Consider the following 27000-nt stretch of genomic DNA (forward strand, 5'->3'; position numbering starts at 1 on the left):
TCATCCTCTCCCTGAAAGACCAACCGCGGCTCCGTGATCCGTGCTCCTGGTTCGCTGCGGGTCGACCTGCGCATGACAAATGCTCAGATCGCAATATCTCTAGATGTGGATACTTGACGGGGTTGGTCTGTCCTGTTCCCGGCCCGTAGGTGCCCGACCTCGGCATCCTCCGTAGGCTGGGGGCGTCATGACGCGAACCGATCCCGATTCCTGCCCGGGCGTACTGCGCCTGCACCAAGCGGCCGATGGTCCCCTCGCTCGCATCCGGGTGCCGGGCGGACGCCTCTCCCCCGGCCAGTTGCAGGCCCTCGCCGCCGCGGCGGTCGATCTGAGCGACGGCACTATCGAGCTCACCTCCCGCGGCAATGTGCAGTTCCGGCAGGTGCGGGATGCGGCCGCGCTCACCGAGCGACTGACCGACGCGGGCCTGCTGCCGAGCACGACGCACGAGCGGGTGCGCAACATCGTCGCCTCGCCGCTGTCCGGGCGGGTCGGCGGGTGGATCGATGTGCATCCCCTGGTGCCGGCGATCGACGAGGGTTTGCAGGCGCATCCGCGGCTGGCCGACCTGCCCGGCCGGGTGCTGTTCACCCTCGACGACGGTCGCGGCGATGTCAGCGGACTGGGCGGGGATATCGGTGTGCACGCGCTCGAGGAGAACACCTACGCACTCCTGTTGGCAGGCAAGGACTCCGGTATCCGCGTATCCCCCGCCGGCGCGGTGGATCTCGTGCTCGCCGCGGCGCACGGTTTCCTGGAGCTGCGCGAGGGCCAGTGGCGGTTGCACGAGATCCCGGACGGCGGCGCCCGACTGACCGATCACCTGCTGACCGCCCGGCCCGGCCTCGACACCTCCGGCGACCCCCTCGAACTGCCGGTGCGCCAGGACATTCCGATCGGCTGGCTGAATCAGGACGACGACCGGGTCGCGCTCGGTGCGGGCGTGCGCCTGGGCTCGCTGCCCGCCCGTACCGCCGAATTCATCGCCGCCGTCGAGCGTCCCGTCTACCTCACCCCGTGGCGCAGCCTGGTCCTCACCGATCTCGACGAATGGACGGCCGAGCAGGTGGTCCGCGTCCTCGCCCCCATGGGCCTGATCTTCGATGTCAACTCCCCCTGGCTGCTGGTCAGCGCCTGCGCCGGCAGGCCCGGCTGCGCCAAGTCGCTCACCGACGTCCGCGCCGACGCCGCCGACGCCGTCGACACCGGCCGCGTAGTCCTCACCGGCGCACCACAATTCGCGCGCGAAGGCCTCGACGCCGACGACATCGTCGCCGCCGGCCGCCAGCACTGGTCGGGCTGCGACCGCCGCTGCGGCCGCCCCAAGGGCGCGGTCACCGACATCATCGCCACGACCGACGGCTACCGCATCGTCCCGTCCCCATAGGCCGAGGCCGTCGTCACCGAGGAAGACCACACGTCCGGCCCGCCCCTCGCAGGCCGAATTGCCGCGAAGCCCGGGCATGCCGGTGCGGTTCATCGCACGTGTTGGTGCAGAGTGGGTTGATCACAGCGGCGGCGAGCATCGGAGACGGGAGGCGGTCATGGCTGTGCCGAAGCTCAGCGATGAGCAGATCGCGGCGATGTCGGACGATGAGCGGCGGGAGCTGATCGGGCGTTTGCGGCTGCCGCCCGAGCGGTTGCTGCCGCGGCCGGAGGTGGTGCGGGTGCATCGGCGGGTTCGGTTGACGCTCATGGTCGGCGGCTGTCTCGCGCTGATCCCGTGGATCGTATATCTGGGTTTCTCGCTGCCGGCGGAGTATCACGCGCAGAATTGGTCGCTGGCCTGGATCGGCTTCGACATCGCGTTGGTGCTGATGATGGCGACCACCGCCTACCTGGGCTGGCAGCGGCGGGTGGTGCTGCTGCTCCCCGCCTTCGGCACCGGGATGCTGCTGCTCGTGGACGCCTGGTTCGACATCGTGACCGCCGATGCCCGGGACGTGTGGGTGTCGGCGGGCACGGCGATCCTCGGTGAGATCCCGCTGGCGCTGTTGCAGATCACCGGTGCGATCCTGCTGCTGCGCTTCCTGATCCTGGCGCACCCGCTGCACGATCCGGCGGTCAGTCCGTTCCGGACCCGGCTGCCGTTCTGACCCCGTGCAATTCGAGCGTGCAGCACTTCACGCTGCCGCCGGACTTGAGCAACTCCGACAGGTCGATCCCGATCGGCTGGTAGCCGCGGGCCCGCAGCTGCTCGGCCAGGCCGACGGCCTTCTCGCTGAGGAAGACGTGGTAGCCGTCGCAGACGCCGTTGAGGCCCAGCACATTCGCGTCCTCCTCGTCGGCGATGAGGGCGTCCGGGTACAGGCCGGCCAGCAGCCGGGCGCTGGGCCCGCTGAAGGCGCCCGGGTAGTAGGCGATGGTGTCGTCGAGCACCATGAGCGCCGTGTCGAGGTGATAGAACCGCGGATCCACCAGATCCAGCGAGACGACCGGTAATCCGAAGAACTCCGCCACCTCCTCGTGCGCGCCGGGGGCGCTGCGGAATCCGGTCCCGGCGAGGATCCGGTCGGCGGCGATGGCGAAATCGCCTTCGCCCTCATTGGTTTCGCGGGCGGCGGCAACCGTCGCGAATCCGCGGGCCGCCATCCACGCGTGGAAGGCCGGGCCTTCCTGCGCGCGTTCGGGATTGGCGAAACGGGCCGAGAGCGCCCGGTCCCCGATGACGAGTCCGCCATTGGCGGCGAACACCATATCGGGCAGTCCGGCAATCGGTTCGATGACCTCGACCCGATGCCCGTGCGCCTCGTAGGCGGCGCGCAGCCCGTCCCACTGGGCCAGGGCCAGGACGCGATTCACCGGGTCGGCGGTGTCCATCCACGGATTGATGGCGTAGGTGACGTCGAAGTGTTCCGGGCGGCACATGAGATAGCGGCGGGGAACGGGCCGGCGAGCGGCGGGATCACGGGCGGGCAGCGTGGCTACGGACGTCAACGAGACTCCCTCGGAAGCGGCGCGAACGGGGCTGATCTGAAGGTAGGTGGCGTACCGTTGTGCTCGAAATAGCGAATCGTTGCGCTGATCTCTGCGTCAGTGGCGATTCGTTGCGTGCCACCCATGCATGCGCATCATTGCGAAAGGGGGCGAGCGTGGACGAGCTGGACCGGCGGATCCTGGCGCACCTGCTCAAGCACGCGCGCGCCTCGTTCCAGGACATCGGCTCCGAGATCGGCCTGTCCGCGCCCGCGGTCAAGCGCCGGGTCGACAAGATGGTGGCGGGCGGGCAGATCACCGGCTTCACCGCGGTGGTGAACCCGGCCGCGCTGGGGTGGCGCACCGAGGCGTATGTCGAAGTCTTCTACCGCGACAACATCTCCCCCGCCGAACTGCGCCGCAGCCTCGAACCCATCCCGCAGGTGGTCGGGGTGTGGACGATCGCCGGTGAGGCCGATGCCCTGGTGCACGTGATGGCCACCGATATGGCCGAGATCGAGGCGACCGTCGAGCGTATTCGCGAGAACGCCCGGGTCGGGCGCACCCGCAGCAATATCGTCATGTCCCGGCTGCTCGAACGGCCCCGCACGTGATCCGGCCCGGCCGTGAACGGTCCACTGTGCCAGCTGAACCCCGTCGCGAGGCGGCCCGAACCCGGTCGCCAGGTGTCGGCGCACGACCCGCTCAGCGCGGCCCCGACGGCGAAATCTAGGGTGGACTCCATGTCCGACGTGCGTGCCAGCTACCTCAAAGACGGGGCCGAGATCTATCGGCGCTCGTTCGCGACCATCCGGGCCGAGGCCGATCTGGCCCGGTTCCCGGCGGACGTGTCGCAGGTGGTGGTGCGCATGATCCACGCCTGCGGTCAGGTGGATCTGGCCGGTGACGTCGAGTTCAGCACCGATGTGGTGGCCAAGGCGCGGGCCGCGCTGCAGGGCGGCGCGCCGATCCTGTGCGACGCCAAGATGGTCGCCTCGGGTGTGACCCGCAAGCGGCTGCCCGCCGGCAACGACGTGCTGTGCATGCTCGACGATCCTCGGGTGCCGGAGCTGGCGGCCCGCATGGACAACACCAGATCGGCTGCGGCGCTGGAACTCTGGAGCGACCGGCTGGACGGTGCGGTGGTGGCGGTCGGCAACGCGCCGACCGCGCTGTTCCACCTGTTGGACATGCTGGACGCGGGTGCGCCCCGGCCCGCCGCCGTGCTCGGCATTCCGGTCGGGTTCATCGGGGCCGCGGAATCCAAGCAGGCCCTGGCCGAATACGGCGGCGTCGAATTCCTGACCGTGCGGGGCCGGCGTGGCGGCAGCGCCATCACCGCCGCCGCCCTCAATGCGATTGCGAGCGAACAAGAATGAGCAAGCTCTGGGGTGTCGGGCTCGGACCCGGCGATCCGGAACTGGTGACGGTCAAGGCCGCGCGGATCATCGCCGAGGCCGATGTCATCGCCTTCCACAGCGCCCGCCACGGCCGCAGCATCTCCCGCGCCATCGCAGCCCCCTACATGCGCGAGGGTCAGCTCGAGGAGCACCTGGTCTACCCGGTGACCACCGAGACCACCGACCACCCGGGCGGCTACCAGGGCGCGATCGACGAATTCTACGAGCGCGCGGCCACGGTGCTGGCCGGTCATCTCGCCGCGGGCCGTACCGTCGCGCTGCTGGCGGCCGGCGACCCGCTGTTCTACAGCTCGTTCATGCACATGCACCGCCGCCTGGCCGACCGCTTCGACACCGAGATCATCCCCGGCGTCACCTCGGTCAGCGCCGCCTCCGCCGCTCTGGGCACCCCGCTGGTGGAAGGCGACCAGGTCCTCACCGTGCTGCCCGGCACCATGCCCACCGAGGAACTGACCCGCCGCCTGCGCGAGACCGACGCGGCCGCCATCATGAAACTCGGCCGCACCTACCCCGGTGTCCGCCAGGCTCTTTCCGACTCCGGCCGCCTCGATGACGCCTACTACGTCGAACGCGCCAGCTCGTCCCGCCAGCGGGTGCTGCGCGCGGCGGAGGTCGACGAAGCGAGCGTCCCCTACTTCGCGATCACGATAGTGCCGGGCCCCGAACCCGCCACGCGTATCGCGCTGACGGCCGACAGTGCGCCCACGTCCTCCGAAACAGCCGGTGCCACTACGGATTCCGGTATCGCCTCCGTGACGAACGGCCGGCCGGGGCCCGCGGCCGGCCACTCCCCCGCAGCGGCCGTCACCGATGCCGAACCCCGTGTGGCGCGATCGGGACAGGTCGGCGAGGTCGTGGTGGTGGGTCTCGGTCCGGGCGCGGAGGTGTGGACCACGCCGGAGGTTCGGCAGGCGCTGGCCGAGGCGACCGACATCGTCGGGTACACCACGTATGTGAACCGGGTGCCGGTGCGTCCGGGGCAGCGGCGGCATGCCAGTGACAATCGGGTCGAATCCGAGCGCGCCGGAATGGCTTTGGACATGGCCAAGCAGGGCGCGAAGGTCGTGGTCGTCTCGTCCGGCGATCCGGGCGTGTTCGCCATGGCGGCGGCGGTGATCGAGGAGTCGGCGGATCCGCAGTGGCGGGAGGTGCCGGTGCGGGTGTTGCCCGGCGTGACCGCGGCCAGTGCGGTGGCCAGCCGGATGGGCGCGCCGCTGGGGCACGATTTCGCCATGATCTCGCTGTCGGATCGGCTCAAGCCGTGGGAGACGGTGGCGCAACGGATTTCGGCGGTGGCGTCGGCGGATATGGCGTTCGCCGTGTACAACCCGGCGTCGTCGCAGCGCACCTGGCAGGTGGCGGCCATGCGCGATCTCGTGCTCGAGCATCGCAAGCCGCAGACGCCGGTGGTGGTCGGCCGCGATGTGGGCGGCCCGGCGGAGTCGGTGCGGGTGGTGACGCTGGCGGAGTTGGATCCGGCCGACGTGGACATGCGGACCCTGTTGATCATCGGCGCGTCGACCACCACGGTGTTCGACGCGGCCGGTGGACCCCGGGTGTTCACGTCGCGCCGCTACGGAGACTAATATTCCACTGTAGAACGTAGGCTGGAAGGAGTGCCGGTGCCTGAAGACAATGCTCGACGCCCGCTCAACTCGACGGCCGCGTCCCTACTCGGATTCCTCCACCAGGGCGAACTGTCCGGGTGGGATCTGGTGGCGCTGGCCCAGGACCGCATCGGCGACTTCTGGACCGTCACCCAGAGCCAGGTCTACCGCGAACTGGCGACCATGCACCAGAACGGACTGGTGGACAAGGGTGCGGCCGGCGCCCGCGACCGCACCCCCTACCGGATCACCGAGGACGGCCGCGAGGCCTTCGCCGAATGGATCGCCCGCGATCCCGGCGCGGAGACCATCCGGGTGCCGCTGCTGCTGACCCTCTCCTTCGGCGAGTTCGTCGACCCCCAGCGGCTCGAACGCATCGTCGCCGCCGGCCGCACCGTCCACGAGCAGCGCCTGTCCGGCTACCTGTCCGGCCACGACGAGCAGCGCATGTCGCCCTACGAGCGGGCCACCCTGGATTTCGGCATCCGCTACGAGCGCGCCGTGCTGGAGTGGTTCGATCGGCTGCCGGAACTGCTCGACCGCACCAGCCGCCTGTCCTGAGCCCGGCCCGGCCTAGCTTCCCGTTCCACACCGGGCGCGCAGCCAATCCCAGGCCGCCGCAACGGTTTCCACCTGCTCCGCGCCCGCGGGCAGTGGCGGGCGGTCGATCATCACGACCGGTATGCCGAGCTCGCGCGCGGCGGTGAGTTTGGCCTCGGTCAGCGCTCCCCCGCTGTCCTTGGTCACCATGACGTCGATGCGCTGCTCGGTCAGCAGTGCGGTCTCGTCGGCGACACTGAAAGGTCCACGGGCGAGCAGCAATTCGTGATCGACCGGCATCGCCCCGTCGGGCGGGTCGATCGCCCGGATCAGGAACCACGCGTCCGAGTGCGCGAACGCGGCCACGCCTTGGCGGCCGATGGTGAGGAACACCCGTTTCCCCAGGGCCGCGGCGGCTTCCGCCGCGAGCGCCAGATCCGGTACGCGCATCCACCGATCCCCGGGCTGCTCGGTCCATCCCGGCCGCCGCACGTGCAGCACCGGTATCCCGAGACTCGCGGCCGCGGCCGCGGCATTGGCGGTGATACCCCCGGCGAACGGGTGCGTGGCATCCACCACGACCTCGATTCCATTGCTGCGCAACCACTCCCGCAGCCCGTCGACGCCCCCGAAGCCCCCTACGCGCACCTCGCCGACCGGCAGCACGGGGTCGCGCACGCGCCCGGCGAGCGAGGACACGATGTCGAATCCTCGCTCGCCCGACGCGATATCGGCGAGTTCCCGGGCTTCCCGGGTGCCGCCGAGAATCAGCGTTTTCAGGGCTGCCCGCTGAGATAGGCCGAGCCCGAGTCGATCAGCGGCTGCCCGCCGACGATCAGCAGTCCGATGATCGCGCCGGGAATCGCGCCGATCCCGAACAGGAAGGCGCCCAGGATGCCGCCGATGATGCCGCCCAGCGCGGCATGCTGCAGCTGTCCGAAGAAGTCGGCCTGCGAGTCGATGTCCTTGGCGGTCGACACCGGCGCCGAGACCGGGGTCAGGGTCAGCTGGGTGCCCGCGGTGTCGATGGCGGCGGTGAGGCCGTACTGCTTGCCCGCCAGCGTGCCGTTCAGCGGCACCTGGGTCACCACATCGCCGGCCTGGTTCTTCAGGAACACGGTCTGGCCGGCCGCATCCAGAGTGAACTGGCCGCCGGTCACCTGGGTGACGATGTCGTTCGCGTCGGTGAGCGCCACGTTGTAGTCGACGCCCTGCTGGCTGCCGTGCAGCGTCGACGGGGACTGCTCCACCGCCGGAGCGGGGTCGACGGGGACGGCGTAACCGGTTCCCGCGGCAATACCGGTCGCGGCGGCGGCAATGAATGCGGTGGCCACGAACTTTGTGTACTTCATGGAAGTCATCGATCTCCAAATAGTCTGAATCGAACCCGATAACAATCGGGTCACGGGGATTCACACTACCGTTGAGTTACGCATGTTTCACTCTGAATGCCTCGCGCGCGGAGCCGCTTTCATGCCAATGACCCATTTGAGCAGCGCACGGACGCATGGAGTTCGCGCGATATCGCCGGAACGATACCGCGCACGTGTCAGGCGCGGAGGGTGGACAGCAGCTCGGCCGCGGCTCCCGACAGCGGCCAGCCGGTGACCGTCTTCGGGCGCGGCGCCGCGAAGGTCCGCACTTTGGAGGTCGACAGGCCCAGTGCGACAAGCGATTCCGCGAGCTTGACCGCAGCGCTCACACCATCCACGACCGGCACGCCACAGCGCTCCGCGATGCGGCGGTCCAGGCCCGCCATGCCGCCGCAACCCAGGCAGATGACCTCGGCGCCGTCCTCGCGGACCGCACGTTCGGCCTGGTCGACGACGGCGACGACCGCCGCCGCCGGATCCTCTTCGAGGGCCAGCACCGGCAGGCCGCTCGCGCGGACGGACGCACAGCGCGCGTCCAGGCCGGCGAGTTTGAGCCGGTCGGCGATCATCGGCACGGCCCGGTCGAGGGTGGTCACGACCGAGTAGGCGTGGCCGAGCAGCATCGCCGTCATGGCGGCCGCCTCGGTGATGTCGACGACGGGGACGTCGAGCAGCTCCTGCAGGCCCTCGCGCCCGTGCTCGCCGTAGCCGGCCTGCACGACCGCGTCGAACGGCTCCGGGTAGTTGACGACCGCGTCCATCACGCCGACCGCAGCGAGGTAGCTCTCGAAGTTGCCCTCGACCGATGCCGCGCCGAATCTCGGTGTGAGACCGACGATCTCGGTGCCCTCGGCCGCGACCGCGCGGGCCTGGGCGGCGATGGCGTCGGTCATCGACGCGGTCGTGTTGACATTGACGACGAGAATCCGCATATCGGATTACCTCCCGGATTGTGGGTTCAGTGGGTGCACTCGACGGCGATCGGCTCGCCCGAGACGTCCTCGAACGCGGCCTTGCGGTCGGCGATCAGGAGATAGATCAGGGCCCCGGATCCGGCGCCGATGAACCACGCGAACGGTGACACCGCGTCGAGCGCGGGAATGAACGCGATGAGCAATGACACGGCGGCGGCCGGGACGAAGGCGCCCAGGGCGCGCGGATTGACGCCGCCCCGATAGGAGTACGCGCCCGCCGGATCCTCGCTGTAGAGCGCGGGGACGTCGATGCGGCCGCGGCGCAGCAGCCAGTAGTCGGCCATGATGATGCCGTACAGCGGGCCGAGCAGCGCGCCGAGCCCGCCGAGGAAGTACTCGATGACCGCGGGGCTGTTGTACAGATTCCACGGCAGGATGACCAGCCCGATGATGCCGCTGACCAGTCCGGCGCGGGCGAAGTTCAGCTTCCGGGGAAACAGGTTGGTGAGCGCGTAGATCGGCGCGACGAAGTTCGCCATCAGATTCACCGCCACGGTCAGGACCAGCAGCGCCAGCGACGCCAGCACCAGCAGGGCGGTATTCGGGATGGCGTGCACGATGTCGGCGGGACTCGCGATCACCCGGCCATCGATCTCGAACTGGCCGCCGGCCATGACCACGACGATGGCACCGAAGAAGAGCACGTTGATCGGGATGCCCCAGAAGTTGCCCCGCACAATCGAAGCGGGGCTCTTCGATGCTCGGGTGAAGTCACAGAAGTTGAGCACGAACGTGGCGTAGACGGCCACCCACAGCGCCGCCCCGGCGAAGATCTCGTGCCACATGGCGAACCCGGTCAGCGGGTGGTCGACCGACCAGGCGATCGATCCGCCTGCCTTGGTGAAGACCCACACCGCGAGAGCGCCCATGGTGACGAGGATGACCGGACCGGCGAACGCCTCGTACCTGCGGATCATCTCCAGCCCCCGCTGCGCGAGGAAAGTCTGTACGGCCCACAGGGATCCGAAGGCGATCCAGCCCAGCGTCGACAGGCCGAGGATCGAGTTGTGGTCCCAGCCCGCCGCGCCGGGCGCGAGGGCGATGATCAGCACGCGCAGCACCAGGGAGGCCAGGTAGGTCTGGATGCCGAACCACGCCACGGCGACGCCACCGCGCAGCAGCGCCGGAATCTGTGCGCCGCGGACGCCGAAGGCGATGCGGGTCATCACCGGGAACGGGATGCCGGTCCGGTAGCCCATGAACCCGGTGATGCTGAGCAGTACGAACAGCAGCGCGGAACCCAGGCCCAGCGCCACCAGGATCTGCCAGCCGCCCAGGCCGAGCGCGAACAGCCCCAGCGCGAAGCCGTAATTGCCCAGGCTGTGCACGTCATTCGCCCACAGGGTGAAGATGCTGTAGCCCGACCAGCGCCGACCGGCGCGTCGGGTGGGGGCCAGGTCCCGGTTGTAGAGGCGTGTGCTCAGGCCGGGCCCGAAGGTGACGCCGGCCGCGTCCGCCGGGCGGGGATTCGCCACGATCGCACTGTCACCCACCGGCGATACGAGCCGGGCGGTGTCGTCGGGAACCAGCATGGGTAGATCCTCGATTTCGCATGGCGGAAGGAGTTTTCCAGCACGGGCTGGCCCCCGAGTGTCTGTTGACGCAACACCGATCGTCAATCGGCCCGCCCCGTCCCGTTCACCCTCACCCTTGCCGTGACCGGCGGGTATAGACCACACCGATGCCGTCCATCGGCAGAACGTCTGACCGGCAGGCGGGATTCACACGGGCCGGCGGGCACTCCAGTCCCGGGCGAGCCCGAAGAAGGCGCGCGCGGCCGCGGTGCGATAGGCGTTCTCGCGGCAGAGCAGGACCGCGACCCGGGCCGGCAGGGGCGGATCCAGCGGCACGGCCGTCAGGCGCGGATGGTCGCGGGCGATGCCGTCGGGCAGGATGGTGGCGAGCGCGGTGAGCTGAACCGCCTCGATGACGGCGTGAATCGAGTTGGCCTCCACCAGGATTCGCGGGCTCACGCCCTGCTCGCGAAAATAGGCGTCGATGTGCAGCCGGGTGACGAATTCCCGATTCAGCAGGGCGAGATCGTATTCGGCGAGTTTCGCGGCCGGCAGGCGCGAGCGCGCGGTCCGCCGATCGGCGCCGACCAGGCTCAGCGTCTCGGTGAACAGGGTGGCGGCCTCGATGCCCGGCAGGTGCCCGCCCGCGAACCCGATCCCGACGTCGATATCGTCGGCCAGCAGCCCGGATTCGATCACGTCCTGATTGGTCTCGCGAATATCGAGGGTGATCCCGGGATACCGGGCGCGCAATTCGGCGATGAGCGGCCCGATCAGATAGGCCGCGAAGGTCGGGGTGTACGCCAGCCGCAGATGCCCGCGCGACAGGTCCTCGACATCGTGCACCGCCCGATCGGCGGCATCGAGTTCGGCCAGCGCGAGCCGCGCATGCCGGGCATACACCTCCCCCGCATCCGTCAGCCGGACAGCGCGCCCGGTCCGATCCAGCAGCGGAGCACCCACCAGCCGCTCGAGCTGCCGAATCTGCTGCGAGAGCGTGGGCTGCGAAACATGCAGATCCTCGGCAGCGCGCGTGAAGCTCCCGTGCTCGGCCACGGCGAGCAGATACCGCAGATGGCGCAGCTCGGGGGTCACCCTCCGACTATAGACCAAGCCAATTGGCCCACCCGCGGCTGCGCCGCAAGCGCTATAGCCCCAGCTCACCGACCGGGCACGCGCCCCCTTCCGCTATTGGAGCGAAGCCTTCGCGCCACCCGGGAATACCGAATCGTGCGCGTTGGAGGATCAGTGACCCCTCGATCCGCAAGCTCGTGGCAAGCCGAGCTCATCAGACCTCCGGAGAGGCCGGGGACGAAGACACGAAGCTGGTCCGATGCCCGGCAGGCCCGAGGGTGTGCCGAGTCCTACTCACCGGGCCTGAACCGCGGAACCGGTCGGTCCGGTGAAGGGCGGGCTTAGTTTGAGCGGCATGAGGAATGAAGCACTCGAGGCGATTCGGGCAGTCAAATATCGGTACCTGCGCACGCTGGATCTCAAGCTGTGGGACGAATTCGGCGACACTCTGTGCGAAGACGTCGCCGCCGCGTACGGGTCGCCCTCGGGTGAGATGCCCGCGGAGTTCAAGGGTCGTGAGCAGATCGTGGAGTACATGCGCGGTGCGCTGGGCGGCAATATCATCACTGTCCACGTCGTGCACCATCCCGAGATCACTGTCGATGGCGAATCCGCCACCGGCAGCTGGTGTCTGGAAGACACCGTGATCTTTCCCGAACACAGCAGCACCATTCGAGGCGCGGCCTACTACAACGACACCTATCGCTGCGAGGACGGCGTCTGGCGGATCGAACGAACCAGCTACGAACGCATTTACGAATCCATCATGTCCACGGAAGGACTGCCCGGATACGCCCTGACGGCGAATCGCTGGGCACCCGCGTGACCCGGCCGCCACTCCGGCCGGGTCATCACCGCGGCACAGTCGCCGATCGGGTTCCGGGATCCGCGTTCGTCAGGTGACGGGTCCGGGTGAATCCTCTTCCGGCGGAGTGGGTATCAGGGTGGCGATGTCCTGATAGGTGGTCGCCGGTTCGACCCGGCCGCCGTCGCGGACCGTGCGCGCGGCGGTCACGGCCGCGTCGAGGGCGGCACGGTAGAGGAGGGAACCGGTGCTGACGCGCTTTACGCCGAGGCGTGCCAGATCGGCGAGGGGGCGTTGGGCAAGGACGTTGAGCGGCACCGGAATTGCCCGGACGAGAGCGGTGATGTCGTCGTCGCGGATGACGCCGGGCACGAAGATGCCGTCGGCGCCGGCGTCGACGTAGCGGTGCGCGCGATCGAGGGTGGTGTCGTGGTCGCGGCCCAGCCAGTAGGTGTCGACGCGGGCGTTGACGAACAGTCCGGGCGCGCCGTCCTTGAGTCCGCGGACCAGGTCGGCGTGTGCGCGGGCATCGCCCACCGCGTCCTCCACATTGACCCCGGCGACGCCCAGGTCCCACAGTCGCGCCGCCAGTTCGCGCGAATCAGCGCCGAACCCTGATTCGATGTCGACGGTCACCGGGACCGGGAGCCGCACGAGTGCGCCTGCCAGCACGAGGGTTTCGTGCAGCGTCGAACCGGCCTCGTCCGGCAGCCCGTGCGCCGCGGCCACGCCGAGACTGGTGGTGCCGATCGCCGGGTACCCGTCCGCGACCAGCGCGGCCGCCGTGGCGAAGTCCCAGGCATTGGGCAGCAGCAGCGGCTCGTCCTGATAGTGCAGCTGGTGGAAGCGGCCCGCCGCCGTGGCCAGGGCAAGCGCGTGCGCCCGCCCCGGACACGCGTGGCGACCGTCGCCAAAGGCACGGCCGGTCAGATCGACCTCCACGAGTTCACCCGTCTCATCGAGGCGCCGAGTGCCGGGCACCGGCGGATTCTCACCGGCGATCAGCGCTGCCGTTGCCGAACACGCCTGCACCAGAATCCCGATCCGATTCGCGGTCACCTCGTCGGCGACTCCCCCGAACGCGGCGACCAGCCGATCGACTGCCGCATCAGCGGCCGCGCTCACCGGCCGATGCGGTTGATAGCACTCCGCGACCACCTCGACATCGGCAACCGACACCCGAACACCCAGCGCCGCAGCCAATTCCGCGACGTGATGCCCATGCCCGCGACGCAAGGCAACCGCGTCCACCGCCGCCAACTCACGCTCCACGATCGCGCGCCGCCGTGAATGCTCGTCCCCCTCACTGAACCGCGCCACCTGCGCACGCAACCACGCCACACCATGATCGCCGGGCGAAACCGGCGGTACCGGAAGATCCAACATGACCATCACGCTAGAGCCGGAAAGGTTCGGCGGGCACCGAAGTGTCCCGGGCCCCGAGTCGGGCTCCCAGTCCGAATGAGCTCGGCCCGTTGGCAATCGTGGCGAGGAGGTCGGGAAAAGCCGGTCCGGGACAGTTTCAGAGGCGGCTGCGCAGGGTGGGCAAGCCGGGTCCCGTGAGGTCGTCACAGTAGGCGGCTCTACCCGCCATCGCCATGGTCAAGGCGATCGTTGTCCCGCTGACCAGGGGGCCGGTTCCGATGGCGAAGGGTCCGTCGGTCGCTTCCAGGCGCAGTCCTTCGACCGCGCTGCGGCTGCGGACGGTGAAGTTCCGGCTCGCGAAGAACCGGGCGACCTCGGTGACGGCCTCGATCGAGGGCTCGCGCGGCAGGCCCAGTGGACGGCGGATGTCCTGGCCGTGGACGACCACCTCGCCGAGCCAGGCAGCCGTGTGTCCGAACGGCGCGGTGGTGCTGGTGATGATCGCCCGGAACCGGTCCAACGTCTCCAAGCGAGTCGCACCGCGATGCTCGGCCAGCCGCCGGGCATTGTGTTTCTCGAAGTCGAAGCGGGCCCCGAAAGCACTGACCAGCCACCGGATTCGGCCGGTACTCGCCGCCGCGGTGAGGTGGGCGACGACCTCTTCCACCGTCCACTCTCCGCACAGCGACCCCACCGCCCACTGCCGATCGGTCAGATCGGCAAGATCATCGGCCAGCACCGCACGTTCGGCGTGAGCCATGGCCCACAACTCGTCACGAGACATAGCGTTCGACACTCGAGGAAACCTCCCAGCTCGGCGCCGCCCGCCGATGAAAGCGCGGTGATGGCCCGGCCATCGATCCGTCACATCTCACCAGCATGGCGGCAGTTCGTTGTTCCTCTCTACTGACCGCGCCACTCGCCGAAACTCATCGGCCCACGCTCCGTCGATGGCCGCGGTGTCGGCGGGCTATCCGACACGATCCGCGAAGTTCAGCAGGTGTGCGGCCAGCGCGCCGGGCGCGGACAGGAATGGGGAGTGCCCGGTGAGCAGGGAGACCGTGTCGGTGATGCCGTCACGCCGGTAGAGGGTCTGCTGGACATCGGCGGGGAGGAGGGCGTCCTCCGAGGTGATCACTCCCAATCGCGGGAGGGCCAGGTATCGGTCTGTGGTGTGGTCGATACGGCTGGTGATGGTCGCGGTCGGCTCGGGGGTGAGCAGCCGGAGTGCGAGAGCGATATCGAGTGCGTCGCAGTCGTTGTAGAAGAACCGAGTGGCCGCCTCGGGCGCGATCTCGAAGGTCTCGGCGTCCGTGTCGGCCGAGATGTGGGGACCCAGCGTCACCAGGATGTCCGCCAGGGCCGGATCGGTGGCGAGGGATTGCCCGCCCGCGACCACGTCGGCGGCGACATAGGCGACCCCCGCGATCCGGTCCGCGTAGCGTTCCGCTGCCGCCTTCACCGTGACCCCGCCCATCGAGTGGCCGACCAGTATCGCCTTGTCCGCGAGCGGATTCAGGGCCGATCCCACGCTGTCGAGGTAGGCGGCACCGGTCAGGCCCCGGATGGGGGTGCGGTCCCTGCCGTGGCCGGGCAGGTCGGGTGTCACGACCGTGTGGCCGAGGGATTCGAGCAGGGGCACGATCTTGTACCAGCACCATGCGCCATGGCTCCCACCGTGAATCAGCACGAATGTGCTCATGCCGAAGTCCTCAATTCTTTCCGCGGACGTCGATCGGGGTCAGGTTCCACCCGGCGACGCGGTGTTTGATCCGGCGTTTGAGGTCTTCGGGATAGCTGGTCGCGAAGTCGCTTCGCAACGGAATATCCTGTGGTGCAAGGTCGATCGGCCAGGTGCAGTCGAGCAGGACGTTCGCGCCGCCGACCCCGAGGGCCCGGTGCGGGCCCGGCGGCAGGTAGGGCTGGAGGGGTGCGTTGTAGAAGCCGGGGTAGACGTGAATGTCCCGTGCCGGATGGCATTTGGCCACGATCGCGTGCAGGACGGCCTCGGTGTCCATGGGGTCGACATCGGTGTTCACCACGATGACGTAGGGCGTGAGTTTGCTGCCGGCCGCGTCGGACCAGATCGTGGCCGCGATGCGCTGTGGAAGTCCTGCGATCGGGGTGTCGGTCGAGACGACGACGGCCATCCCATTGCCGGCGCGGGGTACCCCGACCTTGTCGATGGGCAGTCTGGCCTGCAGCAGCACACGTTTGAAATTCGCCGCCATCTGGATCTGTGGGAACACCATGTCCATCGGGATGCCCATGCTGCACGTCGGCAGGATCGCCCGGTGCCGATAGGTGACGGCGGTGACGCGCACGACCGGGGCGGGTGCCGGATCGGAGACCAGGTAGCCCGGGTATTCGGCGAACGGCCCCTCGGGCAGGACGTCGCCCGGGGACACCGTGCCCTCGACCACGATCTCGGCGTCGGCGGGGACGGTGAGATCGACGGTCGTGCACCGCACGAGTTCGACCGGGCGGCCGCGCATTCCGCCCGCGATATCGACCTCCGAGACTCCGGGCGGCGCACCCGGACCGCCCAGGATCGTATAGAGCGGGTCACCGCCGAAGAACATGGCGTACGGCATGGGCCGGTCGTCACGGTGGTAGGCGGCCATGATGCGGCCGCCGTGGTTGATCTGCGGGTGCAGGGTGATGCCGAGCGCCCGGGGCCCGTGGATCATGCCACGGTAGATGCCCCAGTTGGTCCAGTCGCTGCCGGGGTCCTTGGTGACGCTGACGCCGAAGGTGCCCAGATACCGGCCGCCGTCACCGGGGTGGCCGTGGATGGCGGGCAGTGCGGTGAGGTCGGCGTCGTCGCCGAGCAGGACGTTCTGCTGGCACTCCCCCTCCGCGACGACGACGGGTTCGGTGGTGCGGCCGAATCGTTCCCGATAGCAGTCGATGATGTCGTGCACATCGGTGTCGGCGGGCAGGCCGAGCGCGATCGCGACACCCGGGAAGGTCGCGAACATGTTGGCCGCCAAGCGCATTCCTGGAATCGAATCCTTGATGCGGCTGTAGATCGGTCCGGGCAGCCCGGATTCGAGGAGGTGGCGGTTGATCGCGCCGGCCTCGAGGTACGGGTCGACGGGCTCGTCGATGCCATGCATCAGCCCCGCCACGGTGAGGGCGTCGAGAAATGCTCGGAAATCGGTGCGGGCGTGGTTCATCGGTCCTCTTCGGGAGTGTGCCAGCGGGCGAAAAGGTGGTGGTCGATGCCGAATTGGTCGAGGATCTTGCCGGCGGTCTGCCGGAGCAGGTCGTCGATGGTCCGGGGCCGGTGATAGAAGGCCGGTACCGGTGGCAGCACCGTCGCCCCGGCGAGGGTGACGGTCTCCATGTTCCGGATGTGGATCAGGTTGAGCGGTGTCTCGCGCACCGCCAGCACCAGGGGGCGGCGCTCCTTGAGGGTGACGTCCGCCGCCCGGGCCAGCAGGTTGTCGCCGTATCCGGTGGCAACGGCCGCGAGCGTGCGCGCCGAACACGGCACCACGGCCATGCCCAGGGTCCGGAACGACCCCGAGGAGATGGCGGCGGCCAGGTCAGCGGGGTGGTGGACCACATCGGCCAGCGCTGCCACCTCCTCGACGCTCGAACCGGTCTCGAGCCGGATGCAGCGCCGGGCCCCGTGCGAGATGACCAGATGCGTTTCCACCGAACGGGATTCGGCCAGCGCACGCAGCAGGGTGATGCCCAGCTGCGGCGCGCTCGACCCCGAAATGCCGACGACCAAGCGGGGTTTGGGAGCGTTCAATCCGTCCCGCACCAGTCGATCGCGGTTACCGCGTATGTCTTTGCGGCACAGACCAGTTCATCGATCGCGCACCGCTCGTCCACCGCGTGCGCCATGACCAGCGGGCCCGGCCCCAGCCCGACGGCCGGGATGCCGGCGGCGGTGAACCAGGTGAGATCGGTGGCAGACGGGAAGGGCCGCACCTCGGGCACACCCGCGAAGGCGGCCTCGAGCGTGGCCCGTTCACGAGCCGCGCAGACCGTCCGGGTGAACGGATGATCCCCGTCGGTGCGCCCGCCCGGATAGTGCATGGGCCAGTCGATGCGCGGCGGATTGGCGCGCAGCCACGGGTCCTGCTGCGCGATGCCGGTGACCGTCTGCACGATCTCCGACTGGATCTCGGCCACCGGCGCGGCCGGCGGATAGAAGATCGCGTAGTCGAGAATGGTCTCGTCGGGAATGAACGCGACATTGCGGCTGCCGCGCGCACCGCCGTCGATCACATCGAGTCCGATGGTGAACTGGCCCTTGTCGAACAGCGGATCGACCCGGCTCGCCACCCACTCGTCCTCGAGTCGGCGCAACCCGTCGTGGATGTGCAGGGCCGCGTCGATGGCACTGGCGGCAACAGGTTCGCCGGGATGCCCGGCCCGCATGTGGGACCGGATCGACGCGTGCGCCGACCGCCCGGTGACCGAGATGCGCATGACCAGCACGCCGGGCGTGGCGGGCATGACGGTCAGCGGGACGCGGGCACCGGTGGGCTCGGCGATGATCGCCGCGTCGGCGGTGAAGCCGCGTTCGAGGACCGCGGAGGTCCCCATGTGGTGTTCGAGATTCTCCTCGCCCGCCACGCCCTGCAGGATCAGGTCGCCGCGCAGCCGCACCCCGGCCTGCCGTAATGCCATGGCGGCGAACGCTTGTGCGATCAGTCCGCCCTTCATGTCCACCGAGCCCCGGCCCCACACGTGGGTGTCGTCGACGAAGGCGGTGAACGGGTCGTGCGTCCACTGCGCGGTGTCATCGGCCGGAACGACATCGACGTGACCGTTGAAGATCAGCGACCGCCCGCCGCCGCGCCCGCGCAGCACCCCGACGACATTGTCGCGGCCCGGGGCCTTGCCGAACAGTTCGGTTTCCGCGCCGGCCTGCCGGTACAGCCCGGCCAGTAGTCCGGAGACCGCCGATTCGCCGCCGACCAGGTCCTCGTAGTCCTGGTCCGGATAGGTGGGGTTCACACTGCGGATGGCGATGGCCGCGGCGAGCGCGGCCACCAATTCGGCACGCAGGCCGTCGATCCGAGCGAGCACACGATTCTTTGCCCGGGTATTCACGCGCGCGCCTCCTGGATCTCGGTGGCTGCGGCGAGATCGCCGCTGTCGTGGACGACCGTGCCGCCCAGATAGGTGCGCAGCACCTCGGTGTGACGCAGGTCGTCGATCGGGCACGTCACCGGATCGCGGTCCACGATCACCACATCCGCGTGGTTTCCCGGTGCGAGCGAACCGATTCCGGGCCAGCCGAGCACCTTCGCCGCCCCCGTGGTCCACATGCGCAGCGCCTCGGCGCGGGACACCTTCTGGTCGGGACCGTCATTGCGGTGGTCGCTGCCCGCGAACCGGTGGGTGTGCGCGAGTTCGATCTGCTCCCAGGGGTTCTTCGGTCCCCAATCCGATCCGCCCGCCAGGTCCAGGCCGCCTTCGGTGAGCCGCTGCAGCGGTTCCAGATCGCGCCAGACGTGCTCGCCCATGCGCTCGCCGTACATCGCGCCCTTCCCCCACGCGAAGCCCGCGCTGGTGGTGACCTGGAAGCCGAGGTCGGCGTAGCGGCGGGCCTGCTGCCGCGTGATCGTCATGGCGTGCTGCAGAATCCAGCGCCGGTCGCGGAAATCATGTTCGCGCACAACGCGTTCGGCGATGTCGAGGAAGTCGTCGTGCTCACGGTAGGCGCCGAGACACAGATTCGCGCGAATGTCGTTGGCGGCGCAGAACCTGACGAACGCCTCCTCCTTCTCCAGCGACACGAAACGCACACCGCGCGTGGGACGGCCGAACGGGTCGGAGTAGGTCTCGTAGGTGGCGAAGTAGCCCGAGAAACAGGGACCGCCGGGACTCAGGGTGAGCCCGTCGACGCGTAGCAGATCGTCGCCGAGATCCGAGGAGAGCTCGGCGAGGTGGCGCAGCCGTTCGTCGAACTCGGCGCCGGTCAGCGGATCGAACGGATAGAAGATGACCGACTCGGCATCCAGCGTCGCCTGGACGCGCAGGGTCAGGGCATCGGTGGCACGCAGATGCCGGTACAGCGCAAGGTGTTCCGGTTCCATGGCGTGACCCTCGTACACGCTGGTCACTCCCTGCGCCGAGTAGCGAGCCATTTCCGCGGTCGTCCCGGCGATCGCGTTCGCCATGTCCGGCGGTGGCAGTTTGGTGAGGATCTGACCCCAGAACGGATCGTAGGTGTAGTAGTTCGTCACCGGTCCACGCAGGATTCCGGTCAGGTCGCCGGAGTCGTTCTTCTCGATCTCGACATCGCAGACCCGGTCCGGAATGAACGCGGTGAGCCCGACCGCGCGCAACCCGGCGGTGTTGAACGCCACCACATTCGGCATGCGGGGCGCCCAGGCCTGGATGAGCACCGGATGCGCATCGGTCGCCGTGTCGAGGGTCCACCGATCGGGCAGACGCCGCTCGAGCAGATCCCGCTCGGAACGGCGGATGAAGTAGTGCGGCTCGCCCACCGGTGTGCACATGATCCACTGCCCCGGCGGCGTGTCCGCGGCCTTGGCCCGGATCCGCGCCACGATGTCCGCGTGGTCGACCGCGTCGGTCAGATCCACCAGCCCGCCCGCCAGCATTCCGAAGTGCATGACGTGCGGGTGGGTGTCGATGAGTCCGGGCAGCACCACGCCGTCGCCGGCCTCGACGTGCCGGGCATCCGGTCCCGCCGCCGCCCGCATGGCGTCCCGGTCCCCTACGGCCAGAACGCGTCCGCCGGACAGCACGAGTGCCTCGGCTTCCGGGGTGTTCGGATCGAGCGTGCGTACCCGCCCGGTGATGATCGTGTCGGTCATAGCTGTCCTCCGCTGCCAACCGGTTGTGTTCACTGCTGCGCACACCGTACCTCGAGTTTTCTCCAAATGGAGAAGTTTGGTGAATCGAGGTCGACGGTACGATGACCCCCATGACGACGTCCGTGCGCGAGCCGCGGATGGCCCGGGGGGCCGCCCGCCGCGAGGCCCTGCTGGAGGCCGCGATCCGACTACTGGCCCGCGAAGGCGCCCGCGCTGTGACCCACCGCGCCGTCGCCGCGGAGGCGGGAACCACCCACGGCAACGCCCGCTACTACTTCGGCACGCTCGACCAACTACTCGACGAAGCCCTGCGCCGGCTGGCCGCGCAGCAGATCGACGAGGTCCGCACCCTGTTCGACGGCCTGCCCGATGTGGATGTCCCCCAACGGATTTCACGCCTGGTCGACTATGTGACCGGAACCCTGGCCGGGGACCGTGATGCCGCCGTCGCCCGCTACGAGTTCTTCCTGGAAGTAGCCCGCCGCCCCAACCTCAGGGCCAGCCTCGACGAATGGGGAGCCACCCAGCGCGCCGCCTTCGCCGGGGAACTCCGCGGCGCCGGAGCCGCTGACCCCGAGGCCGCCGCCGCCGATCTCCTCACTCTCGTCAACGGCCTGATCCTCGAGCAACTCGCCCTGCCCGCCGACGATTTCGAATCCGCCCGCCTCCGACCGGCCATCGCCCGCTTCTTCCCCTGAGGCGTGCGCCTTTTCACGAGGTCGATCAGTTGCTGCGGCACCTGACGGTCGACGCGCGTCAATCCACCCGATGTCTCGATGACAAGCTACAGTTCGCGAAATCCATTGGGGTACAGGAGGTTGCACTGTCGTACCCTCGAGATCGCGACCGAACGCCTCGGTCTCGACGAAGGCCCGGAAGCCTATCGGCGGCCGGCGGCGGGCACGCTGCGCGGCCGCACCATCATCGTGCCCTGACACGGCCGTCCGCGCGGACTATCGGTCGGCGGTGAGTTGGACAGGTAGCGAGGCGTGCCCGTTGTAGATGAAGCTGGGCAGCGCGGGGAGTTCGTCCACCGGGACGGCCAGGCGCCGCTCCGGGAAGTGGTGGAAGAGCTGCGGGAGCGCAATATTCGCCTCCAGGCGCGCCAGCGGCGCGCCGAGGCAGTGGTGGACGCCGTGACCGAAAGCCATGTGGCTCTTGTTTTCCCGGGTGAGGTCGAACTCGGTGGCGGCGTCGCAACGAATCAGCAACGCAAATGTGGGAGCTGTCCAACCTGAGTTGAGCACTGTCCATCACGCAGTGACCTTGCCATGCCTTCGAAAGATCACCGTCAGCCTAGGGCGGAAGTTGTCCTAGGTGCATCCTAGTGTGGTACTCATGAGCGCAGAGATCACTCCCTTTCGGATCGACGTCCCCCAAGCGCAGCTCGACGACCTGAACCGGCGACTGGACGAAACCCGTTGGCCCGATGCCGATCCCGGGGCGGGCTGGCGTCAAGGCATCCCGCTCGATTACACCCGGGAGCTGGCCGGCTACTGGCGCGACACCTACGACTGGCGTACGCAGGAGGCGCGACTCAACTCCTTCCCGCAGTTCCGCACCGAGATCGACGGCCACGACGTGCATTTCATCCACGTCCGCTCGGCCGAGCCCGACGCCTTGCCGCTGGTGCTGACACACGGATGGCCCGGATCGATCGTGGAATTCCTCGAGGTGATCGGACCGCTGACCGATCCGGTGGCGCACGGCGGTTCCGCCGACGATGCCTTCCACGTCGTGGTGCCCACCATCCCCGGCTACGGATTGTCCGGACCCGCGGTCGGCTGGTCGACCGCACGGGCAGCCAAGGCCTGGGCGGAACTGATGCGCCGGCTCGGCTACGACCGCTACGGCGCGCACGGCGAGGACACCGGCGCCGCCATCTCCCGGCAGCTGGCGGTCATCGACGCCGACCATCTCCTCGCCGTGCACCTGACGATGATCGCCTCCGCCACGGTCACTCCCGAGACCGCTGACCTCGGCAACCCGGCCGAACGGCGGGCCCTCGAACTGGCCGGCCGCGCGCAGTACGAACTCGGCGCGTACGCGATGCTGCAGGCCAGCCGCCCCCAGACACTGTCCTACGCGCTCGCCGATTCACCAGTGGGCCAATTGGCTTGGATCGTCGAACGATTCAAGGACTGGACCGACTCCACCGACGCCCCCGAGGACGCCGTCGACCGCGACGCGATGCTGACCAACGTGATGATCTACTGGCTCAACGGCACCGCCGGCTCGTCGGCCCGCTACTACTACGAAGGCGCCGCCACCTGGGGAGCACCCGAACCCGACACCGACGTGCCGGTCGCCGTGGCCGTCATGCCCCACGACCTCGGTATCCCGGTCCGCCGCATCGCCGAACGAAACCACAACATCGTGCGCTGGACCGAACTCGAGCGCGGCGGCCACTTCGCCGCCATGGAGGAACCCGACCTCATCATCGAAGACCTGCGCACCACCTTCCGCGAATACCGAAAGTAGCCAAACAAACTCGGGACGACGAGGCCGTCTGATCGCGCATCCAAACTCGCCGCTGCGGTGGGCTGAAAGATCAACCAGCGGACCCCATCTCGGCCTGCCGAGCACATTGACGATGTGCAGCGCAGCGCTGCGCCCCACCGGCTCGACCGCCGCCCACTCGAGCACGTCGGCCTCGCGGACCTATCCATGCACATCAGTCCACTTGATCGACAGTCGCGGAGCAGCGAGCGTCGCACCCCTCGGAGTGCCTGGCTTTGCGGCGGCGCGCTGACACGGGTGGACGCCAGGGTGACCTACGGGTGCAACGGTCCCTGCCGAAGCGGGACTGTTTCAGTACGACAGCCACCGAGAGGAGCAGTTCCATGACCACCACGAGCACGTCGATCGAGCCGCGGTACCGCACGATCGACGGTCTGAAGATCCGCTACGCGGAGAGCGCGCCGCGCGACGACCACGCGCTTCTGCTGAGCCCGTGGCCGGAGAGCATCCGCGCTTTCGACCAGATCTGGGGTCGCCTCGCCGAGGACGTACACCTTGTCGCCGTGGACCTGCCCGGCTTCGGCCACTCCGAGGGCCGGGAATCGCTGATGTCGCCCCGCGCGATGGGCGAGTTCGTGATCGGGCTCGCCGACGAGTTCGGGCTCGAGCACCCGCACGCTGTGGGCCCCGACATCGGCACCGGTGCGCTGCTGTTCGCTGCGGCCGACCACCCCGGGCGCCTGCGCAGCATCGTCGTCGGTAGCGGCGGCGCCTCCTTCCCGCTGGAGCTCGGCGGCATCCTCAACGACTGGGTTGTGGCGCCGGATGTCGAGGGGTTCCGGTCCGTCGACCCGCGCGTGATCGTCGGGGGTGCCGTGAGCGGCATCGAGCGGTACCAACTGCCTGAGGACGTCAGGGAGGACTACCTGAGTTCCTACGACGGCGACCGGTTCGTGGAGTCGATGGCCTACGTCCGCGCCTACCCCACCGAGCTTCCGGTGCTGGCAGAGCTGCTGCCCCAGATTCAGACTCCGGTCGAGATCATCAGCGGACTGTGGGATTGGGCCGTTCCGCCCAGCAACCACCGGTTCCTGGATCGGCGGCTGCCCAGGAGCAAGCTGGATTTGATCGACGCCGGCCACTTCACGTGGGAGGACGCTGCGGACGTGTACGCCGATCTCGTGACCAGCTGGTGGCGCACAGGACACACCCGGGTGTGAGAGATGAGAGTAACCACGGACGCCCGGTTGGTTTCGTACGTGAGCCCGACCGACTGGACATCACGTGGTTCGGTGCACGTGTCCCCTGGAGAGGGAGGACCGCCCCCAACCGCGCCGGGTCCGGCATCGTTGGTGCCGGACCCGGCGTGACCGGATCATCCGTGCGTTTGGACCACGCTCATCGACGCGTCAGGAGCGCGCCGCCGAGCTCGCGTCGTGAGCTGATGGCCAGCTTCCCGAACACCTTGCGCAGGTGCCATTCGACGGTGCGCGCGCTGATGTAGAGCTCGGCACCGATCTCCGGATTCGTCTTGCCGTCTCGGGCCATCCGGGCGATCTGCTCCTCCTGCGGGGTGAGCTCGTCGAGGGTGTCCACGGTCCGTTTTCGGACCTTCTCACCGGTGGCCAGCAGCTCATGGCGGGTCCGTTCGGCGAACCCGTCCGCGCCCATCGCGACGAACTCCTCGAACGCCACCTTGAGGTGATCGCGGGCGTCGGCGCGGCGGCGCTCGCGGCGCAGCCACTCGCCGTACAGCAACCGGGCGCGGGCCAGCTCGAAACGCAACCGGGTGCGGGCCAACCGTTCGATGGCTTCGGCGTAGTCCTCCTCACGACCGCCGACCAGGGCCCGTGACCGCGCGAGCAGTCCGGCCGCCCAGTCGGAGTCGGGCACTTCCGCGTATGCCGCGAGCCGGTCGAGCGCACCTTGGGCGAGGTCGGGCCGGTCGCTACGGGCTGCGGCCTCGACCAGGTCCGGCAACGCCTGCGCCGTGAACGGCCCGAGGTTCCCGGCAGCGGCCCGGACCGCTGCCGCCGACGCCTCGGCGTAGCGCCCGAGACCGAGGTGCAGCAGCGCCGCCGCCCGGTCCGTGATCTGCTGCCCGAGCCCCTCGCCACGGGCGGCGGCCTCGGCGGCGGCCGCCGCGAACACGGGGACCGCCTCGGCGGCGTTCCCCTGGTAGGCGAGCAGGAACAGGTCGCCGTACGAGGCGCGGCGGGTGCCGGTGACCTCCTTGACGGTCTGTTCCTCCAGTCCGAGCTCGCGCGCCCGGTCGACGTCGCCGCGCCACAGGGCGACCACCCGATTCGCGTTGAGCGCGATCGCCAGCGGGGCAAGTGCACCCGCAGCCCGGGCCAGGCTGACGTGCCGGCTGCTGGCCGCGTCCCAGGCCTCGTAGTCCCACAGCGACAGCGCCGCGTTCGCGACCAGCATGCCGCAGTGCAGGAACTGGTCGACCGGCATCCGCGTGTCGAGGAACTCGGTGACCGCCCTGCGCAGCATCGGCGCGGCGGTCGAGGTCCCGTCGGTGACCAGGCGTGACAGCCCGGCGATGAGGTGGTCGCCCGGTACCGGGCCGGCAGGGTCGGGCGGTGCCGCGCAGGCCGCTCGGGAGACCTCCTCCAGGTCGCCGCCCCTCTCCGCGAGCCCGCCGGCCACCAGCGCCGCGCCCCAGGCGTCGAGATAGGTGTGCCGGGCGAGCCGGATGTCGAGTGGTTCGAGTTGGCGAGCGGCTCGCAGGAGCGCTACCGGCGCCTCGCGGCCCGACCGAGCCGCCCGCTCGGTCAGCCCGCGGAGCAACTCGGCCCGGGCCCGCTGGAGGTCGTCGCGCGCGTCGGCCTCGGCCTCGGCCAGGAGCGCGAGCACGGCCTCGAACGAGCCGGCGTTCAGGTGCGCGTACGCAGCTGCCAGTGCTCGTTCGGCCCGCTGGCCGGGGTCAGCGGTGAGCGCCACCGAACGCTGCAATAACGCGGCGCTGGCCGCCGCTCCGCCGCGGATCTCGACCCGGGCCGCCGCCTCCTCGAGCGCGGCCGCCACCTCCTCGTCCGGTCCGGCAGCCGCGGCCGCTCGGTGCCAGACGCGGCGTTCCGCATCCATCTGCGCGTCCGTCGCGTCGGCCAGCGCCAGGTGCACCGCGCGACGCGCCTCCGCCGACCCGGCCGCGTAGGCCGCCGAGCGGATCAACGGGTGCCGGAACCTGATCAGCGCGCCGATCTCGACGAACTGATCCTGCTCGGCCGCCTCAGCGGTGTCCGGTCCCAACCCGAGCGCCTGCGCAGCCCGCCACAGCAGAGTGGCGTCACCGGTCGGGTCGGCCGCCGCGAGCAGCAGCAGCTGGCGGGTCGGCTCCGGGAGCGCGCGAATGCGACGCACGTAAAGGTCCTCGAGTTCACCGATCCTGATGTTCGGTAGCGCGAACCCGCCCATCAGCCCGGCCCGGCCACCCTTGGACAGCTCGACCAGCGCCAGCGGATTGCCCCGGGTCTCGGCGATGATGCGGTCGCGCACCAGTTGGTCGAGCCGGCCCGGTAGCAAGGTGCCGAGCAGCGTCTGGGCGTCCTCCTCGGCCAGACCTTCCAGGGTCAGCGTGGGTATCCCTGCAAGCAGCTTCTGCCCGGCCGGTTCACGGACAGCGCAGACCATCAGCACCGACTCCGCGACCAGGCGCCTGGCGACGAAACTGAGCACCTGACCCGAGGTCTCGTCGAGCCACTGGACGTCGTCGACCAGACAGACCAGCGGCTGCTCGGTGGCCGCCTCGGCGAGCAGGCCCAGCACCGCCAGGCCGACCATGAACTTGTCCGGCGGGGGCCCGGCGGTGTCCCCGAACACCACCTGCAGGGCCTGCCTCTGGGGCTCGGGGAGCCTGGGCGCCAGTTCCAGCATCGGCGCGCACAGCTGGTGCAGGGCCGCGAACGGCAACTCGAGTTCGGACTCGATCCCCGCGATCTGGGCCACGCGGCACCCTGAGGCGCTTTCGGCCAGGTAGCCGAGCAACGTCGTCTTGCCGATCCCGGCCTCGCCGCGCAGTACCAGCACCCGGCTCTCGCCGGTGCGGACTCCGCGCAGTGCCCCGTCCAGCTCCTCGCGCTCGCGCTGCCGCCCCCGGAGAGCAGCCGTCGGCCCCACTGTCACCACAC

At 69.3% G+C, this 27000-nt stretch carries 25 protein-coding genes; 10 read left to right on the plus strand and 15 right to left on the minus strand.

Going from position 1 to position 27000, the window contains the following annotated elements; all coding sequences use genetic code 11:
* The first annotated feature begins 187 nt into the window (after positions 1-187).
* Both cobG and ACQP1O_RS25485 read left to right on the plus strand, forming a co-directional pair.
* Positions 188-1387: a precorrin-3B synthase gene (cobG, locus tag ACQP1O_RS25480; RefSeq protein WP_433560985.1), complete on the plus strand. Its 1200-nt coding sequence runs from the start codon at positions 188-190 to the stop codon at positions 1385-1387.
* A 157-nt stretch (positions 1388-1544) separates the two neighbouring features.
* Positions 1545-2096 (plus strand): hypothetical protein, encoded by a 552-nt coding sequence (locus ACQP1O_RS25485; protein WP_433560986.1) that lies wholly within the window; start codon positions 1545-1547, stop codon positions 2094-2096.
* On the opposite strand, the gene ddaH is transcribed toward ACQP1O_RS25485, so the two are convergent.
* Positions 2065-2937, minus strand: a complete 873-nt coding sequence (gene ddaH / locus ACQP1O_RS25490; RefSeq protein ID WP_433560987.1) for a dimethylargininase — start codon at positions 2935-2937, stop codon at positions 2065-2067. The two genes, ACQP1O_RS25485 and ddaH, sit on opposite strands and share 32 nt — an antisense overlap.
* A gap of 155 nt (positions 2938-3092) precedes the next feature.
* Here ddaH and ACQP1O_RS25495 point away from each other — a divergent pair, with 155 nt between their 5' ends.
* From ACQP1O_RS25495 to ACQP1O_RS25510, 4 genes are all read left to right on the plus strand, one after another.
* Positions 3093-3530: an Lrp/AsnC family transcriptional regulator gene (locus ACQP1O_RS25495; protein WP_379400064.1), complete on the plus strand. Its 438-nt coding sequence runs from the start codon at positions 3093-3095 to the stop codon at positions 3528-3530.
* A gap of 129 nt (positions 3531-3659) precedes the next feature.
* The gene (locus tag ACQP1O_RS25500) at positions 3660-4295 is read left to right on the plus strand and encodes a precorrin-8X methylmutase (protein ID WP_433560988.1); all 636 of its coding nucleotides are present in this window, start codon (positions 3660-3662) and stop codon (positions 4293-4295) included.
* Positions 4292-5923, plus strand: coding sequence for a precorrin-3B C(17)-methyltransferase (gene cobJ / locus ACQP1O_RS25505; RefSeq protein WP_433560989.1), 1632 nt, complete (start codon positions 4292-4294; stop codon positions 5921-5923). Before ACQP1O_RS25500 ends, cobJ begins: the two co-directional genes overlap by 4 nt.
* A 36-nt stretch (positions 5924-5959) precedes the next feature.
* Positions 5960-6505: a PadR family transcriptional regulator gene (locus ACQP1O_RS25510; RefSeq protein ID WP_433560990.1), complete on the plus strand. Its 546-nt coding sequence runs from the start codon at positions 5960-5962 to the stop codon at positions 6503-6505.
* A 12-nt stretch (positions 6506-6517) separates the two neighbouring features.
* Here the strand turns inward: ACQP1O_RS25510 and ACQP1O_RS25515 are convergent, their stop codons facing one another.
* The 5 genes from ACQP1O_RS25515 to cynR all read right to left on the minus strand — a co-directional run bounded on the left by ACQP1O_RS25515 (position 6518) and on the right by cynR (position 11440).
* Positions 6518-7264 (minus strand): cobalt-precorrin-6A reductase, encoded by a 747-nt coding sequence (locus tag ACQP1O_RS25515; RefSeq protein ID WP_433567785.1) that lies wholly within the window; start codon positions 7262-7264, stop codon positions 6518-6520.
* Entirely contained in the window at positions 7261-7845 is a 585-nt protein-coding gene (locus ACQP1O_RS25520) for a hypothetical protein (RefSeq protein ID WP_433560991.1), read from the minus strand. Before ACQP1O_RS25520 ends, ACQP1O_RS25515 begins: the two co-directional genes overlap by 4 nt.
* Before the next feature lie 188 nt (positions 7846-8033).
* On the minus strand, positions 8034-8789 hold the full coding sequence (locus tag ACQP1O_RS25525) for an aspartate/glutamate racemase family protein (RefSeq protein ID WP_433560992.1): 756 nt from the start codon (positions 8787-8789) through the stop codon (positions 8034-8036).
* 26 nt (positions 8790-8815) lie between these two features.
* The gene (locus ACQP1O_RS25530) at positions 8816-10363 is read right to left on the minus strand and encodes an NCS1 family nucleobase:cation symporter-1 (RefSeq protein ID WP_433560993.1); all 1548 of its coding nucleotides are present in this window, start codon (positions 10361-10363) and stop codon (positions 8816-8818) included.
* Between the two features lie 189 nt (positions 10364-10552).
* Complete coding sequence (cynR, locus tag ACQP1O_RS25535) at positions 10553-11440, minus strand: transcriptional regulator CynR (RefSeq protein WP_433560994.1); 888 nt, start codon at positions 11438-11440, stop codon at positions 10553-10555.
* A 334-nt stretch (positions 11441-11774) separates the two neighbouring features.
* Between cynR and ACQP1O_RS25540 the strand changes: the two genes are divergently transcribed.
* Positions 11775-12245, plus strand: coding sequence for a nuclear transport factor 2 family protein (locus tag ACQP1O_RS25540; RefSeq protein WP_433560995.1), 471 nt, complete (start codon positions 11775-11777; stop codon positions 12243-12245).
* A 69-nt stretch (positions 12246-12314) separates the two neighbouring features.
* Here ACQP1O_RS25540 and ACQP1O_RS25545 read toward each other — a convergent pair whose 3' ends face one another.
* From ACQP1O_RS25545 to ACQP1O_RS25575, 7 genes are all read right to left on the minus strand, one after another.
* Positions 12315-13610 carry an isocitrate lyase/phosphoenolpyruvate mutase family protein gene (locus tag ACQP1O_RS25545; RefSeq protein ID WP_433560996.1) on the minus strand — a complete coding sequence of 432 codons (1296 nt, stop codon included), beginning with the start codon at positions 13608-13610 and terminating at the stop codon, positions 12315-12317.
* A 136-nt stretch (positions 13611-13746) separates the two neighbouring features.
* The gene (locus ACQP1O_RS25550) at positions 13747-14373 is read right to left on the minus strand and encodes a maleylpyruvate isomerase family mycothiol-dependent enzyme (RefSeq protein WP_433560997.1); all 627 of its coding nucleotides are present in this window, start codon (positions 14371-14373) and stop codon (positions 13747-13749) included.
* A gap of 186 nt (positions 14374-14559) precedes the next feature.
* The gene (locus ACQP1O_RS25555; protein ID WP_433560998.1) at positions 14560-15291 is read right to left on the minus strand and encodes an alpha/beta fold hydrolase; all 732 of its coding nucleotides are present in this window, start codon (positions 15289-15291) and stop codon (positions 14560-14562) included.
* A gap of 10 nt (positions 15292-15301) precedes the next feature.
* Positions 15302-16768, minus strand: a complete 1467-nt coding sequence (locus ACQP1O_RS25560; RefSeq protein ID WP_433560999.1) for a UbiD family decarboxylase — start codon at positions 16766-16768, stop codon at positions 15302-15304.
* Positions 16765-17352, minus strand: a complete 588-nt coding sequence (locus tag ACQP1O_RS25565; RefSeq protein WP_433561000.1) for a UbiX family flavin prenyltransferase — start codon at positions 17350-17352, stop codon at positions 16765-16767. Before ACQP1O_RS25565 ends, ACQP1O_RS25560 begins: the two co-directional genes overlap by 4 nt.
* Entirely contained in the window at positions 17349-18665 is a 1317-nt protein-coding gene (locus ACQP1O_RS25570; protein ID WP_433561001.1) for an ArgE/DapE family deacylase, read from the minus strand. The genes ACQP1O_RS25565 and ACQP1O_RS25570 overlap by 4 nt, the downstream gene beginning before the upstream one ends.
* Positions 18662-20401: an amidohydrolase gene (locus tag ACQP1O_RS25575; protein ID WP_433561002.1), complete on the minus strand. Its 1740-nt coding sequence runs from the start codon at positions 20399-20401 to the stop codon at positions 18662-18664. The genes ACQP1O_RS25570 and ACQP1O_RS25575 overlap by 4 nt, the downstream gene beginning before the upstream one ends.
* A gap of 110 nt (positions 20402-20511) precedes the next feature.
* Here ACQP1O_RS25575 and ACQP1O_RS25580 point away from each other — a divergent pair, with 110 nt between their 5' ends.
* Entirely contained in the window at positions 20512-21099 is a 588-nt protein-coding gene (locus tag ACQP1O_RS25580; protein WP_433561003.1) for a TetR/AcrR family transcriptional regulator, read from the plus strand.
* 255 nt (positions 21100-21354) lie between these two features.
* On the opposite strand, the gene ACQP1O_RS25585 is transcribed toward ACQP1O_RS25580, so the two are convergent.
* Positions 21355-21648: a cytochrome P450 gene (locus ACQP1O_RS25585; protein WP_433561004.1), complete on the minus strand. Its 294-nt coding sequence runs from the start codon at positions 21646-21648 to the stop codon at positions 21355-21357.
* A gap of 103 nt (positions 21649-21751) precedes the next feature.
* On the opposite strand from ACQP1O_RS25585, the gene ACQP1O_RS25590 reads away from it, so the two are divergent.
* Together ACQP1O_RS25590 and ACQP1O_RS25595 are read left to right on the plus strand one after the other, a co-directional pair.
* Complete coding sequence (locus tag ACQP1O_RS25590) at positions 21752-22882, plus strand: epoxide hydrolase family protein (RefSeq protein WP_433567786.1); 1131 nt, start codon at positions 21752-21754, stop codon at positions 22880-22882.
* A gap of 362 nt (positions 22883-23244) precedes the next feature.
* Complete coding sequence (locus tag ACQP1O_RS25595; RefSeq protein ID WP_433561005.1) at positions 23245-24081, plus strand: alpha/beta fold hydrolase; 837 nt, start codon at positions 23245-23247, stop codon at positions 24079-24081.
* A gap of 178 nt (positions 24082-24259) precedes the next feature.
* Here ACQP1O_RS25595 and ACQP1O_RS25600 read toward each other — a convergent pair whose 3' ends face one another.
* On the minus strand, positions 24260-26998 hold the full coding sequence (locus ACQP1O_RS25600; RefSeq protein ID WP_433561006.1) for an AAA family ATPase: 2739 nt from the start codon (positions 26996-26998) through the stop codon (positions 24260-24262).
* Positions 26999-27000 lie beyond the last annotated feature (2 nt).

Origin of the sequence: Nocardia sp. CA-151230 (assembly GCF_050942175.1) — a bacterium.
GTDB lineage: Bacteria > Actinomycetota > Actinomycetes > Mycobacteriales > Mycobacteriaceae > Nocardia.